A 16,230-nucleotide genomic window follows, 5' to 3' on the forward strand; every position below is an offset into this window, starting at 1 on the left:
TTTATCAAGGAAAAAGCATGAATTCATTTTCCCACTTAATGGGAACGCAAACACTGCTACCTATTATTCAAGCTAACACAGTGACTCAAGGCGTTGAAATTGCCAAGGCAATGGCTGCTGCTGGCATTCATTTAGTTGAAGTTGTTTTAAGAACCGAAGCTTCTATTGATGTTATTAAAGCCATCAAAGAACAATTACCAGAATTAAAAGTTGGTGCAGGTACCGTAGTTGACGCCAACATTTTAAAACAAGCTATTGAAGCAGGAAGTGACTTCATTATTACTCCGACTATTTCTGCGCGATTATTATCTGATCTAGCTGATTGCTCAGTGCCTGTTTTACCGGGTGTATCAAATGCCGCCGATATTTTACTGGCTCGAGAGTTTGGTTATAGAGAGCTAAAATTATTTCCAGCGTCATTATCTGGTGGGGCTCCATTCTTAAAAGCCATGGGCTCAGTGTTTAGTGATATTACCTTTTGTCCTACAGGTGGTATCAGTCAAAACAATCAACAGGACTTTTTATCGCTAAAAAATGTTTTTGCTGTGGGTGGTACTTGGGTTGCCAAAGCTGATTGGGTTGAGTCTGGTCAATGGTCTGAAATCACCGCCGCTTGTAGAGAAGCTCTGAGTACTGATTAAAATGAAACCTTTATCCGACTTAATTAATAGCGGCTTTGTCTTTGGTGAAGATCTTAGTGTGCTTTTTGATTATGCCAAAGAAAACCAGTTTGCTTTACCTGCAGTGAATGTTGTTGGTACTAATTCCGTTAATGCCGCTTTAGAAGCAGCACAGGAAATTAATTCTCCTATTATCATTCAGTTGTCTTATTCAGGGGCTGCATTTTTTATTGGCAAAGGCGCTAACTTATCCGCTATGGATGCTGCTATTCAAGGTGGAGTTATTGCGGCTAAGTATATTCAGAGTGTGGCAAAGTTTTATGGCATACCTGTAGTTATCCATACCGATCATGCCTCTAAAAAGTTATTACCTTGGATCGACGGGTTATTAACTGAAGGTGAAAAACATTTTGAACTAACTGGCGAGCCTTTATTTAGCTCTCATATGATTGATTTATCAGAAGAGACGCTTGAAGAAAACATTGCTATTTCAGCTCATTATCTAAAGCGAATGTCTAACATGGCGATGACTTTAGAAATTGAATTAGGCTGTACTGGTGGTGAAGAAGATGGCGTTGATAACACCAATATCGATAACGCTAAACTCTATACGCAACCAGAAGATGTTGCTTATGCCTACAATAAGTTAAGTGCCATTAGTCGTAACTTCATTGTCGCCGCTTCTTTTGGAAACGTTCATGGTGTTTATAAATCAGGTCATGTCACCTTAACACCGATGATTTTGAAAAAATCTCAAGCTTATGTCGCTGAAAAATATTCACTACCCCACCATCCATTAAATTTTGTTTTTCATGGTGGCTCGGGATCTGATATTGGTGATATTAAAGAAGCAATTTCTTACGGTACTATCAAGATGAATATTGATACTGATACTCAATGGGCATGTTGGCAAGGTGTACATCAGTATTATCAGAAAAAAACTAAGTACTTACAAAGTCAAATTGGTAACCCGAAAGGAGATGAGTCGCCAAATAAAAAATTCTATGATCCTAGAGTTTGGTTACGAAAAGCAGAAGAAAGCATGAATGAACGACTGCAAAAGTGCTTTTTAGATTTAAATTGTAAAGACAGATATTAATCTTTTTTAAAATCTAACAGAATGGAATTGTTACCTTTACTGGCTATACTCAATAAAAATAGCTAAACCTTTTAAGCACACCAATCGAACTGGTTGGTGTGCTATTAACAAAGGAAGATAATGTGTTATTCCATAGTAAGTTCATTTTCTTGTTGTGCTGTCTAATCAATTCAATGACTACATTTGCCGTTGATGTTATTAAGATTAACCTAGGACAAGCAAGCTCCGACATACGCTCAGTTTATAAAATGGAGCTTATCAATAAAGCGTTAACCTTAACTAAGCCTGAATTTGGCGACTATGAAATAAAACTTCAAGGGCCAGCAACATCGATAGAAAGAGCTATATTAGAAATTAAATCAGGCAATACCATTAATACCTTCGTAGCGCTCACTACCCAGCTATGGGAAGACAATACTTTAGCTATTCGCATTCCTATTCGACGGGGGATATTGAATTATCGCTTATTAGCAATTAATAAAAATAACCAAACTGACTTTACCTCTATTACTACCCTTGACGATTTAAAAAATTTAAAAGCCGGAGTTCGCCGCGGCTGGGCGACAACAAAGGTGTTAGCTAATAACAACTTTACTTTAAATGTTTCAAGCTCATATGAAGGGCTTTTCTATATGCTACAGAGCCAGCGTATTGATTATATTCCAAGAGGAGTTAATGAGATTTACGATGAAATTACAGCCCATAAAGAGTCGTTAAAGGATTTAATGGTTGCACCCAATATTGCTCTTTATATTCCTGCACCAACCTACATTTTTGTGTCTCCAACAGAGCCTAGGCTAGCTAAACGCTTAACTGAAGGTTTGGAGCTTATGGTGAGCAACGGTATGCTAAAAGCGCTATTTAATAAGTACTATAAAGATAAATTAAAGAGAGCGAAACTCTCACAGCGTACGGTATTTTCAGTTAAATCAACCAACTTGCCTAAATTAACACCGTTACATCGAAAGGAGCTATGGTTTGAGTTTGATAAAGAGTATCAACAATAAGATGATAAAACATAAAAGCCGATAGTTACTATCGGCTTTTATCATTTAGATACAGCAATAGAGAAATGCTATAAGAAACTTAACCCTGATTTAAGCATGTTCGAAGCATCACCATAACCATTACTTTCCAAATAACCACTAACGGTACTCACCATGGTTGGAATACTGTCTTTTGGAATGCCTAATTCTTTAAAGGCAGAGTCTAAATAAGCAATCCCTTCCGCTTTTTTACTAGTATCAGTACTGCCAAATAAAGAAGAAACACCTGATAAAGAAGAGCTAGGTGCTTTTTTGATATAAGTATTTATATCTGGAATTGCATTAGATAACATTGAAAAGTTGTCAGCAGACAAGTTGTCTTTTGCTACTTTAAATAGTGAGCCTAAACCGCTAGTGATAGTACTTTCTGACAAGCCAAGTTGACTTGCAGCAAGCGTTACTAATTCATTGCTATTGGCACTTTGCTCTGTTTTAGCTTCTTTGGCTTGCTCTTTTAATACATTTGGAATTTCAATCGCAACTGTTGGCATAGCAACAACTCCCATTGCGATTGATAATAAAACTACATTGGCTTTCATGATAAGTATTCCTTTAGTGCTCTTAATTTTAGATGACATTAAACAAATATTAACATGTTATTAACTAGGTTAGCTAACCTTAATCACTATGATATCGTTGCGATAAAACACATAAGCCAGACAGAAGAGAATAAAAATTGCCAACCTATTCCATTAACCAAGTTAACGCTAATGGAAAACGTTCAGCCCAAGCAGCTTCACTATGTTGAGCACTTTCATCAACAACCCAGCGTAAGTCATCTTGAAATCCTTGTGCCTTTAAAGCTTGCAACATATCATCAATCCCTGGTTGCAGACGCTTTTCTAACCCGACGCCACCATTGTCGATATAAATTTTGATGTCTTTTTTCTGGCCTTGGTAATTTTCAATTTCAGCAACATAGTCCAGCGTTTCAATTTTAAAAGCAGGTGACATACAAATAGCCTTTGAGAAAACTTCATCATATTGCCATAACAGCATTAACGATATCATTCCTCCCATCGATGAGCCGCCAACTAAAGTATGCTCTCTAGTCGTTTTAGTGCGGTAAGTACTATCAATTAAGGGCTTTACTTTATTCACCACAAAATTCATATAAGCCTCACCATCAACACCAGGAGCGTATTCTGGTCCTCGATTAGCAGTGCTATTCATCCCTACCACAATCATGGGTGGTAGTTTTCCTGTCGATATCAAGGTGGTTAGCGCTTCATCAACCGACCAATCAACTTTAAATGAAGAGGTATTTGGATCGATAATATTTTGGCCGTCATGCATGTACAATACAGGATAGCGGTCTTGGTTATTTTGTTGATAATTAGGTGGTAACCAAACAATGATATCTCGGGGTAATACGCCCTCACCGGTTAATTGCCTATGATACTTAACCATACCGGTAATTTGTCCGTGTACAGGTAAGTCTACGCCAGTGCGCCAATGGGTGATTTTTGTAATAACGGTTTGTGACGATGCTACCGTTAAATAATTATTAGCTAACGGTGAGCCATCTGGATTGGCGCCTTCATTAGACCAGCTACCTTGAGTAAACTTAAACTCGATAATTTCTCCGCGGGGAAAGCTTAAGGTCTTTTGCCAACGATGACCCCCTTTCTTTACCCCAAAGTAAGTCATCTTGATTTGATCCGGTTGCCATGAGCCTAGTTGGCTATGGTTACCTTCAACATAGACATCACTTTCAGCCGTTAACGTTGGCGATTCAAGTACAAAAGTAATTGCATTACTGTCATCAGTAAAAAAGGCTGAAACGATAATTGATATTGAGACTGCAGACAGAGCTAAAATCAAGACAACCTTTTTCACAACAACTCCTTGTCTATCTATCTACTAATTAATTTGGTAAATAGAAAAACTTAGCGGTGCAATAGTACCCGTTTCATTACTCGTAGATTGGAACACTAGCTTGGCATTAGCTAGTTTAGTGACGGTATTAAGTTTTTGCGTTTCTTTCGCCGTATTGAAAACCACAATAACATCTTGCGCTTTATCGTTAGCGGTATAAGCTCTTTGTATAGCGAAAATCCCTGGCTTATCTTGTGAATAAAGCGTTGATTGCTCACCAAAACGTAATGCAGGATATTGCTGATACAAGTCTGCATACTTAGCATAAGTTTGATAAAACAAGTGGCTTGTATCAAAGTTATCATCCGCGGTCGTTTTATCTGTCGCTAATAAGTCGTCATCATTATAACTCGCCACTTTTGAAGGCATCATATCTTGGCGAGAAGCTTGATCACCACCATCACCAATGAAACCTTGTTCATCACCATAATACACAACCGGTACACCACGGCTGAAATACATAATGGCATTAGCCAGTAAGTTACGCTGAATTTGCTCTGCTTCACTATAGTTAAACTTGCTGTCTTTTAAGAAGAAAGCAAAGCGTCCCATATCATGATTACCGGTAAAATTGACCAGTTGATTGGCATTGGTGTTCTCTAAGCCATCATGATCTGTCGTATAAAAATGATCTTGAGCAAATAAATTCGCCAATTCATTCGTGCCTTTTTGATCGACTAGCGTACTTCTTATCGCACCTTGTAAAGCAAAATCTAAAACCGATTGTAGTTTAGCCTTGGTGGTAAATTGACTTAAAAATTCTGAGTCAAAGCTATACACTTCGCCATACATAAAGAAGTTATCGATGCCTATTTTTTTAGCATGATTAATAAGTGCTGGAGAGAACGACTGCCAAAACTCAATATTGACATGCTTAACGGTATCAATTCGAAAACCATCGGGTCTAAATTCATCAATAATATCGGTATATATCTGTGTCATACCTTTAACAACAAAGTCGCTATTAGTATCAACATCATCTAAACCACTAAAGTCACCGCGAATCGCACTTTCACCTTCCCAAAAAGAGTCACCTTGGTTATGGTAAGCACTAATTTCATTAAGCCATGCTGGTGTTTTAAGTTCTTCGTTGCCAGTAGGAATTAGTGGTGTGTATTTATCACCCTTAGCCATTTGTGCTAACGATTTAAAAGGGCAATTCCCTTCTTCGATTAACCAACCTAAGCCATCTTCGCCATGACACTCTTTATACTTGATAACATCGGCGGTGTGGTTAGTAATAATATCGAAAAACACCTTGATATTACGCTTATGTGCTTCATCGATAAAGTGTTTTAAGTCAGCATTGCTACCTAGATGAGGGTCAATTTCAGTAAAATCTAAAATCCAGTAACCATGGTACCCTGAGCTATCCGCTTGCATCGCTTGGTTACGAAGCACTGGCGTTAACCAAATAGCTGAAATGCCCATATTATCTAAATAAGGTAATTTTTCAGTAAGACCAACTAAGTCACCACCGTGGAACATACCTTTATCTGTTTTATCTAAACCACCACGCGATATGGCACGTTTTTTATCACCGGCGGCGGCACCAAGATCGTTACTGGTATCACCATTATAAAATCTATCAGGTAAAACAAAATAGAACACTTCATCTTGGAAGTCTCTTTGTTGATATGGCGCCAATTTAGCAGCCTTTGCTGTACTATCTTGTTTCGCATCAGTTACTTTTGCATTAACAGCTATGCTACTAAATACACAACTCAGTATTAACACACTCGATTGTAAAAACTGCTTTTTCATTTTTAACCCTCAAAAACTGCACTATTGTAGATATTTTTATTATTATAAAGTCGCGTAAAAACAACCAAAGGCTGGCAAGTTTATCTGCCCGTCATCAATATTTGTTGTTAGTAATTTATGATCCGTTAGTGTTGATAACTTTTTAGAAAATAATTCATTTGCAAAGGTTTGGCTTTGATCCGAAAAATTGAAACAAACCAGTAACTGTTCATCACCATCTTGTCGAATAAAAGCAAGTATATGCTTTGGTGAATCAATAAAGGTAATATCGCCATACAATAACGCACTGTGATTTTTACGCCATTGATTAAAGTGGCGGTAACCATTTAACACTGAATTTTCGTCACTTTCTTGTAAATCTACTGATTTTTCTTGATGCTCAACTGAAACTGGCAACCAAGGTTTTTCTGAGCTAAAGCCCGCGTTGACTTGATCATGTTCCCAAGGGTGTGGGGTACGACAACCATCTCTACCTTTAAATTGTGGCCAAAAAGTAATACCGTAGGGATCTTGAATATCTTCATAGGCGATATCGGCTTCAGTTAAACCCAGTTCTTCACCTTGATAACTACAGATGCTTCCACGTAAAGAAGAGATCATTGCAAACAGCATTTTAGCTAAATCAGTATTGTGCTCAGCGTTTAGCGTATTACCCCAACGACTCACCACTCGTTGTACATCATGGTTAGAAATTGCCCAACAAGGCCAACCATCGGCAACATTAGCCTCTAAAGATTTCACCACTTGTTTAATATAATCTGCTGAGAAATCATCTGTTAACAAATCAAAGCTATACCCCATATGCAACCTGCCTTCACCTTGGGTATATTCGGCCATTGTTTTCAATGAATCTTCAGAAGATATCTCGCCCAATGCCACGGTATTAGGGTATTTATTTAGTAAGCTGCGAATTGATTCAATAAACGCTAAATTTTCATCTTGAGTATTATTGAAATAATGGTACTGATAAGCGTAAGGATTTTTTTCATCAAAGCCGATACTTTGTCTTAATTCTTTAGGTTTTGCTGGATTATCCCTTAATTGAGCATCATGAAAACAAAAGTTTATCGCATCAAGTCTAAAGCCATCGACACCGCGTTTTAACCAAAATTCAACATTATCAAGTACTGCTTGCTGTACAGCCTTATTATGAAAATTAAGATCTGGCTGACTAGATAAGAAGTTATGCAAGTAATACTGTTGACGACGAGGCTCCCATGTCCAGCCTGTACCACCGAAAATAGATAACCAATTATTAGGTGCGGTGCCATCTTCTTTAGCATCAGCCCATACATACCAATCGGCTTTATCATTTGCTTGATCTTCACGGCTTTCAAGAAACCATTGATGTTGATCTGAAGTATGACTTAGCACTTGGTCAATCATAATTTTAATATTCAATGCATGCGCTTTTTCGATAAGCTCATCAAAATCATCTAACGTGCCAAAGATTGGGTCAATATCGCGATAGTCACTGATGTCATAACCAAAGTCTTTCATAGGAGATTTAAAAAATGGAGATATCCAAATAGCATCTACACCTAAACTAGCAATATAATCTAATTTATTAATGATACCCGGTAAATCACCTATGCCATCTTGGTTAGCATCAGAAAAGCTACGCGGATATATCTGATAAATTACCGCACCGCGCCACCACATTTGTTCACTCATCTTTAACCCCGGTTATTACTTATTTTTGCTGTTATATTTTTGTCTATGAATCTAAATCAAGAATACGTAATAAACTAAACAGGTAATAGCCTTTGCATACGTATGTATTGATATTTTATGATTGCATACGTATGTATTGATTGATTTGTAGCTAGCAACAGTGACCAATAGTTTTCAACTTGCATACGTATTCAAGATGCTGCTCTTGGCTGTGGGGGGTATTATCGAAATTACTATAAAATGAGTTTACTTGAGGAATACCTTTTGACTTTTTTTACCTCTATGAAAGCAGCTACACTCTTAACGTTCTTGGTTATTCCATTTACAAGTTATGCCAGTACTAAAAACACTTACGTTAATCACCAATTAACTGATAACACCTTAGTGATCAACACTGCGCAAGGTCAGTTGAACTTGAGCGCTTATGGCGAACAAGCCATTGAAGTACACTTTCAATCTGATAGCAGCAAGTTAAGCTCTTTGGCTAAAAGCGCTGCTCAATTGCCTTCATTTGCGATAAAAGAAGACGCTAGCAAGCAAGTATTTTCATTGAAAGATAAAGACAATAAACTATCTTTTTCAAGCGAAAAATTATCAGCAGTGATCACTAAATCGCCTTTAAGTATTGCCTTTTATAGAATCGATAATAAAAAGCAGCAGCTATTGTTAAAAGAAGAGCAAGGCTTTTTTACTGGTAAGGTCCGCGAGGACGAGCAAGATCATAGTATACAAGGATTTCGATTCGCGTTAAGTGGTAATGAAAAGCTTATTGGCGGTGGTGAGCGCGTACTAGGTATGGATAGACGAGGCCATAGAATGCCACTATATAACCGTGCCCATTATGGTTATGAAACACAATCCAACCAAATGAATTTCAGTATACCTGCGGTCATGTCGAGTAATAAGTACATATTGCTCTTTGATAACTCTGCTAAAGGCTGGATGGATTTGGGTAAATCAAACAAAAACATCATGCAGTTTGAAGCGGTCTCTGGTCGTATGGCTTACATTGTCTTTGCTGGTGACAGTTACCCTGAGCTCATTAATAACTATGTTGAAGTGACAGGTAAACAACCTATGCCGCCAAGGTGGGCATTTGGCAATTATGCCTCACGTTTTGGTTACCGCAGTGAGCAAGAAGTACGAGATACGGTAAATAAATTCATTGAATTAGACTTTCCATTGGATGCCTTGATTTTAGATCTATATTGGTTTGGTAAAGATATTCAAGGCCATATGGGTAATTTAGCTTGGGATAAGAAAGCATTTCCCACGCCAGTCGACATGATGAGTGACATTAAAGCTCAAGGGGTAAATACCTTATTAATCACTGAGCCATTTATCTTAACCACCTCAAAAAAATGGGCTGATGCAGAAGAAAGTGAAGCGCTAGCGAAAGCTGAAGACGGAAAACCAAAGCGTTTTGATTTTTACTTTGGTAATACAGGTTTAGTGGATGTATTTAATAACAAAGGACAAACTTGGTTTAATGACATCTATAAAGATTTATACCAACAAGGTGTAGCAGGCTGGTGGGGGGATTTGGGTGAGCCTGAAGTTCATCCAAGCGATACCTTACACACACTAAGTGATGGCAGTGTTGTTAATGGCGATGCCATCCATAACGTCTATGGACATCAATGGGCAAAAATGGTCTTTGATAACCAATTGTCGCTAGCCCCCACTAAACGACCATTTATTCTGATGCGCTCTGGCTTTGCGGGTTCACAACGTTATGGCATGATCCCTTGGACAGGCGATGTTAGTCGTTCATGGGGCGGTTTAAAACCACAAGTTGAATTGAGCTTACAAATGGGTTTATTAGGTATGGGTTACACCCATTCTGATTTAGGCGGCTTTGCTGGCGGTGAAAAATTTGATAAAGAAATGTATATTCGTTGGTTGCAATACGGTGTTTTCCAGCCTATTTATCGCCCACACGCACAAGACAATATCGCACCAGAAGTAGTTTTTCACGATAAAGAAACCCAAGATATTTTACGAAAATTTATTAAGCTTAGGTACAAGTTGCTGCCGTATAATTATACCCTAGCTTATGAAAATAGCACCACAGGCATGCCATTAATGCGCCCGCTATTTTTTGAACAAGGTCTAGAGAGTGAGCAATTAAATAATGCTAAAACTTACCTTTGGGGTGATGCCTTTTTAGTGACTCCTGTTGTCGATGCTGGCGTAAAGTCAGTTTCTATCCCTTTACCTCAAGGTGTTTGGTTTGATTACTTTACTGATGAAAACTCGCCAAGTAAAAAGTACCAAGGTGGGCAAGTTATTGAACTCGAAACTCAATTAGAAACCTTACCTGTGTTAGTGCGAGCGGGTAGTTTCATCCCTATGATAGATGATATTCAATCTACCAAAGATTATGACGCAAGTAAGCTTACTTTACATTATTATGCTGATAAATCAGTAACCTCAGCTGACTATCAAATGTATGAAGATGACGGTGAAATATTTCAAGCTATCAAGCAAGATGCGTTTGAGCTATTATCATTTACTGCAAGCCAGAAAGAACAAAATTTAACCGTCAATTTAACCCATAATAAGAATGCTTATCAGGGTATGCCAAGTAGTAGAGATATCACATTAGTTATCCATAATTGGCAAGCAAAACCAAGTCGTGTAACGATTGCAAACAAAGAACATATTGACAGTGTTTGGAATGAGAAAAATAATACCTTAACCATTTCACTTTCTTGGCAGCATAAACCATTAACGCTACAAATAAAGTAATCGGGTAATATTTTACAATGAATACAGCAGTAACCAATACCATCAAATTAATTGCCGATATTGGCGGCACCAATATTCGTATTGCACAGGCAAATGCCGAAACTGAAAAGAAGTTTACTGATATTGAAACTTATCGATGTGCTGATTTTGACAGCTTAGCAGACGTACTTGCGCTATATATTAAGTCTAAAGAGCTATACGACTGCTCTATTGATGCTTGTTTGGCCATTGCCTGCCCTACTGACAAAGACATAATTTCGATGACAAACTTGCCTTGGCAATTTTCTCAAAAAGAATTAAAAGCCACTTTATCATTAAATAGTTTAACTTTTATCAATGACTACACAGCTATCGCGATGGCTATTCCTCTATTAAACGATGACCAAAAAGTTAAAATCGGTGGCGGTGAGGCAGTTTCAGGTATGCCAATTTCAGTGTGTGGTCCAGGTACAGGTTTAGGGGTTGCTAACTTAATTCCGGTATCAATTGCAGGTAAAAGTCAGTGGCACTGCGTTAGTGGTGAAGGTGGGCATGTAGACTTTGCCCCTATAGGTGAACAAGAAATTGCTGTGTTACGTTTTTTAAATACCATTAAAGAGCGTGTTTCTTATGAACAGCTTTTATCAGGCTATGGCCTTGAACAAATTTATCAAGCTTTAGCAAATGAAGATGAAGATGAAGTGCAAGGTAAACTGTCGGCAGAAGAAATCAGTAAGCAAGGTATTGATGAAACTTGTCATCTTTGTCACCAAACTTTATTGATCTTTTGTCAAGCCTTGGGAAGTTTTGCGGGTAACCTAGCCTTAATCACTAACAGCCAAGGCGGTGCTTATATTGCCGGTGGTATTGTGCCTCGTTTTATCGACTTTCTTAAAGCGAGTAAGTTCAGAGAGCGCTTTGAAACTAAAGGCCGTTTATCTCATATTACTGAGCAAGCACCGACTTATGTGATCACTGAGCAACAGCCAGGCCTACTTGGCGCTGCTGCTTTTTTATTACAACAGTAGTTTCCCTCCTTAACGTATTTAATCATTGAATACGTATGTAATAGATAGCTGTTAATTCGCAATCTGGGTATATTGAAATAACTCATACCTTGTGTATAAGATACTTTTTCAATATACCCTTGTTTAATGCATAACAACTAAAGTTGATGTGTATGATTCAAACCAATCGAATTAATAGAAGAGTCCGTTACATGACCTCCAATAATACAAGTTCTACTTCACAAAAACCTCGCCTTAGTTTTTGGCAAATATGGAATGTCAGTTTTGGCTTTCTAGGTGTTCAATTCGGTTTTGCACTTCAAAATGCTAATGCCAGTCGAATACTATCTGATTTAGGGGCAGATCTTCATTCACTATCATTATTTTGGTTGGTAGCGCCAATCATGGGCTTACTGATCCAACCTATAGTTGGCTCTGCATCAGATAGAACCTGGAACAAGTTCGGCCGTCGAAACCCGTATATATTAGCCGGTGGTATTGCTGCTGCCATTGGTATGTTACTTATGCCCAACTCAGCTACTTTAGCGAGCTTCATTACGCCATTATTTTTCGGCGCTATGATGCTAGCCTTAATGGATGCTTCCTTTAACTTAGCTTTTCAACCATTTCGAGCTTTAGTCTCTGACATGGTACCAAGTGAACAACGTAATATTGGTTACTCTATTCAATCATTTTTAATTAATATTGGCGCTGTCTTTGGTTCAATCCTTCCTTTCTTACTAACCAATGTTATTGGTTTAGAAAATACTGCCAGTACCGGCAATGTTGCCCCATCAGTTATATGGGCATTCTATATAGGTGCCTCTGTCATGCTAGGCTCTGTTCTATGGACAGTATTTAGAACCAAAGAATATGCCCCTGGCACTAATGGGCTAGCCGAGTTAGAAAAGAATGAATCAGAAAGCTCTCTCGGTGAGAAACTATCTGCATTTTTTGGACTAATGAAAACGATGCCGACCACAATGAAGCAATTAGCCGTGGTGCAATTCTTTTCATGGTTTGCGTTATTTATTATGTGGGTTTATACCATGCCAGCTATCGCACAGCATATTTGGGAAATTGATGCTAAATGGTTTGACCCGCATCATTTAGAAACTGTCGGTACTATTCCTGAGCATATTGCTAAAGCAAAAGGTACTGCGGGTGATTGGGTGGGTATAATCTTCGCCGCTTACTCATTATTTGCCGCTATTGCCTCTTTATTCATGGCTAAAGTTGCCAATAAAATAGGCCGTAAACTTACTTACTCTTTATCATTGTTTGCTGGTGGTATTGGTTATATCAGTATTATGCTAATGCAAGATACAACCTTAACTTTAGTTAACTTAGGTATAACGCAAATTGAAGTACCTCAAGGGGCAGTATCATTATTCTTACCTATGGTAGGTATAGGTATTGCGTGGGCGGCAATTTTAGCCATGCCATACGCTATTCTAGCTGGCTCTTTACCGGTAAAACAAACTGGTGTTTATATGGGAATTTTCAACTTTACCATCGCAGCACCACAGATTGTTTCAGGTATTTTCGCCGGTTGGATTTTAACCGCAGTGTTTGATAACCAAGCAATTTATATCATTATGATGGCAGGTGGCTCAATGCTCTTAGCAGCACTATCAGTCTTTTTTGTTAAAGATGGTGTAGAGCAAAGCTCACCATCAAGTAATAAAGAAGTTACAGCGTAATGTGATTTATAATGGTCACTAAAAAGGGCGCTAATTAGCGCCCTTTTTTATTATCTATTTGAGATTGATATCAATCCGATTAAGTTCCACAAGATTTACGAATAACCATCTCTGGCGGAATCAAGGTTGTTGTTGTATCTTTACCTTCGATAGACTCTAACAAAGTATTAACCAACAACTCGCCGGCTAATTTGGTGTCTTGCTTCACAGTGGTTAACGGTGGGAAAGTAAAACTAGCAATGGCTATATCATCAAAGCCAACCACGGCAACTTGCTCAGGAATACTGATATTGTGCTCCTTTAAAGCGCGCATAGCACCGATAGCAATTAAATCACTTGCTGCACAGATAGCATCAAATTTTTCACCACTAGCAATTAACTTACAAGCAGCATCATAGCCTGCTTCTTCGGTATAAAAAGCATTAAATTGAGCATTTTCATTAATCACTAAACCGTGATTATTTAATGCTTGGCAGTGACCTTTATAACGGTCGAAAAACTCAGGTGCATGGCTTGAGGCACTCCCCAAAAAAGCGAAGTGTTTTTTACCTTGCTTAATGACATGCTCAGTAATTTCTTTACCACCTAAAATATTATCACAACCGATAGAGACAACAGGTAAGTCTTCCACTTCTGCGCCCCAACGAACAAAATGAGTACCTTGTTCACTAAGTTGAATTAACTTTTCTTTATAATCAATATAATCACCGTAACCTAATAAAATTAGACCATCGGCTTTATTACTGTCTTCAAAGTCAGCATGCCAGTCGTTACTTGCTTGTTGAAAAGAAACTAATAAATCATAGCCTTTATCAGCACAAGCTCGGGTAATACTTCCTAACATTGAAAGGAAAAATGGATTGATTGCCGAATCATCATTGGTGGGATCTTCGAATAACAACAGAGCGATAGTGTCACAATGTTGTGATCGCAAGTTACTGGCGTTTTTATCAACCTTATAATTTAATTCTTTGGCTATCGCCTGAATTTTTTGTCGAGTTTCTTCATTCACTAACGGACTATTGCGCAGTGCTCTAGAAACGGTAGATTGAGAAACGCCTGCTTGATAAGCAATATCAAAAGAAGTAGCTTTTTCTTTCACTTAAGTAAACCCTAACAAGGCTAATTATTACCAGAATATACCCCACTATGCTATGTAAGTATAGTGATTAAATGTTGTGCTTTTAGTACAAATAGTTAAATAAAACAGTAAAATGTAAACTAGAGGCTACTAAGATTTTTAGTCTCTTTTAATCATTTCCTAACAAACAATGAATGACCAATGCTCACTAGTTTTAGATAAATATTTCGAACTTGAATAAGTCCAAAAAACTATTTTAGAAAGTAAAAAGCCCAAGTATTAAGACAATACTTGGGCTTTTAAAATCAATGACCAATTAATTTAGAATATAGATCCCACTTCTAAATGAATCATGCCTAAGCTTAAGTCACTTGAATGGCTTAAGTCTACCCAGTTTTGTTGGTAGCTAGCACGGAAAAACATACTATTATCTAGCTCATATCTAACACCAGCGGCAACATTGTATGAGAAGCGGGTATCGTCGTATGTACTTTGATAACCGTCACAAATATAACCCCACCACGGATCCCACCAACACACAGTATTTGGTGGACCATCAGCAATATTACTATCAAGATAGCTCCAACCGGCACCGGCTTGTACATACGGTGTAAACTGTTCAGTGAAGAAGTTATAAACTACATTAAATTGACTGTGGTACAAGTCCATTTTATGTTTAAGGGTGAAAGGGTCTTCATCTTCATCAATGAGTGTTGCTTCATATCTTGGTGTGGTAGAAGCAAATTCAAAATTAACGAGGATATGAGGATTGACATTATACCCTAAGGTAAAGCCCCAACCGATATCATCATCAATTTCGACACCCGTGTTATTTTCGCCATTAATGTCAGTAGATAAGCTATTGAGTAATTGAAAGCTAGCTTCCCACTTATCATCTCTTTTCGTTTGTTTAGCATTAGACTCTGTACTAATACTCAGCGTAAATAATGTCAAAATACAACTGATGAGCACTATTCTTTTCATATCATTCCCTTTAATAAATAAAACTTTACACTAAATTAACAAAAAAATGTCATCAAGACACTCTATTTTGTCCCTGCTCTTGATACATATTCTCCTGAACGAGTATCAATTTTTACTTTTTCTCCAATTTGAACAAATAAAGGCACTCGAATAACCGCACCTGTAGATAATGTCGCAGGCTTACCACCAGTACCAGCTGTATCACCTTTTAAACCTGGATCTGTTTCTGTAATGTCTATTTCTACGAAATTTGGTGGTGTAACCGAAATTGGCGAGTTATTCCATAAAGTGATAGTACATACATCACCTTCTACTAACCATTTCACTGTATCGGCAACGGCTTTATCATCTGCAGCAATTTGCTCAAACGTATCATTATTCATAAAATGCCAAAATTCACCATCAGCATAAAGGTATGCTAATTCAACATCCATAACATCTGCGCCTTCTACTGACTCACCAGATTTGAAGGTTTTTTCTAATACTTTACCAGAAACAAGCTTACGAATTTTAACGCGGTTAAAGGCTTGCCCTTTACCAGGCTTGACCAATTCGTTTTCAAGAATATTACAAGGTTCGCCATCAAGCATGATTTTAAGTCCAGCTTTAAACTGGTTAGTACTGAAATTAGCCATAAGTGTGCT

General features: G+C 37.8%; 13 protein-coding genes. 6 read left to right on the forward strand and 7 right to left on the reverse strand.

From position 1 onward, the window contains the following. Nucleotides 1-17 precede the first annotated feature (17 nt). From eda to AC27IF_RS05260, 3 genes are all read left to right on the forward strand, one after another. A complete protein-coding gene (eda, locus tag AC27IF_RS05250) occupies nt 18-641 on the forward strand; it encodes a bifunctional 4-hydroxy-2-oxoglutarate aldolase/2-dehydro-3-deoxy-phosphogluconate aldolase (RefSeq protein WP_487052682.1) in 624 nt (207 codons plus the stop codon). 1 nt (nt 642) lies between these two features. Then, on the forward strand, nt 643-1,719 hold the full coding sequence (gene fbaA / locus AC27IF_RS05255; protein WP_487052683.1) for a class II fructose-bisphosphate aldolase: 1,077 nt from the start codon (nt 643-645) through the stop codon (nt 1,717-1,719). A gap of 173 nt (nt 1,720-1,892) precedes the next feature. Continuing rightward, the gene (locus AC27IF_RS05260; RefSeq protein WP_487052684.1) at nt 1,893-2,726 is read left to right on the forward strand and encodes a substrate-binding periplasmic protein; all 834 of its coding nucleotides are present in this window, start codon (nt 1,893-1,895) and stop codon (nt 2,724-2,726) included. A 68-nt stretch (nt 2,727-2,794) separates the two neighbouring features. On the opposite strand, the gene AC27IF_RS05265 is transcribed toward AC27IF_RS05260, so the two are convergent. From AC27IF_RS05265 to AC27IF_RS05280, 4 genes are all read right to left on the reverse strand, one after another. Then, nucleotides 2,795-3,304 carry a DUF2780 domain-containing protein gene (locus AC27IF_RS05265; RefSeq protein ID WP_487052685.1) on the reverse strand — a complete coding sequence of 170 codons (510 nt, stop codon included), beginning with the start codon at nt 3,302-3,304 and terminating at the stop codon, nt 2,795-2,797. Between the two features lie 145 nt (nt 3,305-3,449). Then, nucleotides 3,450-4,604: an alpha/beta hydrolase-fold protein gene (locus AC27IF_RS05270; RefSeq protein WP_487052686.1), complete on the reverse strand. Its 1,155-nt coding sequence runs from the start codon at nt 4,602-4,604 to the stop codon at nt 3,450-3,452. 24 nt (nt 4,605-4,628) lie between these two features. Further along, nucleotides 4,629-6,407, reverse strand: a complete 1,779-nt coding sequence (locus AC27IF_RS05275; RefSeq protein WP_487052688.1) for an alpha-amylase family glycosyl hydrolase — start codon at nt 6,405-6,407, stop codon at nt 4,629-4,631. A gap of 42 nt (nt 6,408-6,449) precedes the next feature. Beyond that, a complete protein-coding gene (locus tag AC27IF_RS05280; protein ID WP_487052689.1) occupies nt 6,450-8,081 on the reverse strand; it encodes an alpha-glucosidase family protein in 1,632 nt (543 codons plus the stop codon). Nucleotides 8,082-8,363: 282 nt separating this feature from the next. Here AC27IF_RS05280 and AC27IF_RS05285 point away from each other — a divergent pair, with 282 nt between their 5' ends. The 3 genes from AC27IF_RS05285 (at nt 8,364) to AC27IF_RS05295 (ending at nt 13,521) form a co-directional block, all read left to right on the forward strand. Then, nucleotides 8,364-10,832, forward strand: a complete 2,469-nt coding sequence (locus AC27IF_RS05285; RefSeq protein ID WP_487052765.1) for a glycoside hydrolase family 31 protein — start codon at nt 8,364-8,366, stop codon at nt 10,830-10,832. A gap of 17 nt (nt 10,833-10,849) precedes the next feature. After that, the gene (locus tag AC27IF_RS05290; protein WP_487052691.1) at nt 10,850-11,839 is read left to right on the forward strand and encodes a glucokinase; all 990 of its coding nucleotides are present in this window, start codon (nt 10,850-10,852) and stop codon (nt 11,837-11,839) included. Nucleotides 11,840-12,030: 191 nt separating this feature from the next. Next, nucleotides 12,031-13,521 (forward strand): MFS transporter, encoded by a 1,491-nt coding sequence (locus AC27IF_RS05295; protein ID WP_487052692.1) that lies wholly within the window; start codon nt 12,031-12,033, stop codon nt 13,519-13,521. A 79-nt stretch (nt 13,522-13,600) separates the two neighbouring features. Here the strand turns inward: AC27IF_RS05295 and AC27IF_RS05300 are convergent, their stop codons facing one another. The 3 genes from AC27IF_RS05300 to efp all read right to left on the reverse strand — a co-directional run bounded on the left by AC27IF_RS05300 (nt 13,601) and on the right by efp (nt 16,221). After that, nucleotides 13,601-14,623 (reverse strand): LacI family DNA-binding transcriptional regulator, encoded by a 1,023-nt coding sequence (locus AC27IF_RS05300; RefSeq protein ID WP_487052694.1) that lies wholly within the window; start codon nt 14,621-14,623, stop codon nt 13,601-13,603. 300 nt (nt 14,624-14,923) lie between these two features. After that, on the reverse strand, nt 14,924-15,586 hold the full coding sequence (locus AC27IF_RS05305; RefSeq protein ID WP_487052696.1) for a porin family protein: 663 nt from the start codon (nt 15,584-15,586) through the stop codon (nt 14,924-14,926). Nucleotides 15,587-15,648: 62 nt separating this feature from the next. Beyond that, nucleotides 15,649-16,221 (reverse strand): elongation factor P, encoded by a 573-nt coding sequence (gene efp, locus AC27IF_RS05310; RefSeq protein ID WP_487052698.1) that lies wholly within the window; start codon nt 16,219-16,221, stop codon nt 15,649-15,651. Between the last annotated feature and the right edge of the window lie 9 nt (nt 16,222-16,230).

This window comes from Colwellia sp. KS18-150 (assembly GCF_057551365.1).

Excerpts from the sequence above, each read along its gene's own strand:
- eda (WP_487052682.1), top strand. The coding sequence starts at position 18 with ATGAATTCATTTTCCCACTTAATGGGAACGCAAACACTGCTACCTATT.
- fbaA (WP_487052683.1), top strand. The coding sequence starts at position 643 with ATGAAACCTTTATCCGACTTAATTAATAGCGGCTTTGTCTTTGGTGAA.
- AC27IF_RS05260 (WP_487052684.1), top strand. The coding sequence starts at position 1,893 with ATGACTACATTTGCCGTTGATGTTATTAAGATTAACCTAGGACAAGCA.
- AC27IF_RS05265 (WP_487052685.1), bottom strand. The coding sequence starts at position 3,304 with ATGAAAGCCAATGTAGTTTTATTATCAATCGCAATGGGAGTTGTTGCT.
- AC27IF_RS05275 (WP_487052688.1), bottom strand. The coding sequence starts at position 6,407 with ATGAAAAAGCAGTTTTTACAATCGAGTGTGTTAATACTGAGTTGTGTA.
- AC27IF_RS05280 (WP_487052689.1), bottom strand. The coding sequence starts at position 8,081 with ATGAGTGAACAAATGTGGTGGCGCGGTGCGGTAATTTATCAGATATAT.
- AC27IF_RS05285 (WP_487052765.1), top strand. The coding sequence starts at position 8,364 with ATGAAAGCAGCTACACTCTTAACGTTCTTGGTTATTCCATTTACAAGT.
- AC27IF_RS05290 (WP_487052691.1), top strand. The coding sequence starts at position 10,850 with ATGAATACAGCAGTAACCAATACCATCAAATTAATTGCCGATATTGGC.
- AC27IF_RS05295 (WP_487052692.1), top strand. The coding sequence starts at position 12,031 with ATGACCTCCAATAATACAAGTTCTACTTCACAAAAACCTCGCCTTAGT.
- AC27IF_RS05305 (WP_487052696.1), bottom strand. The coding sequence starts at position 15,586 with ATGAAAAGAATAGTGCTCATCAGTTGTATTTTGACATTATTTACGCTG.
- efp (WP_487052698.1), bottom strand. The coding sequence starts at position 16,221 with ATGGCTAATTTCAGTACTAACCAGTTTAAAGCTGGACTTAAAATCATG.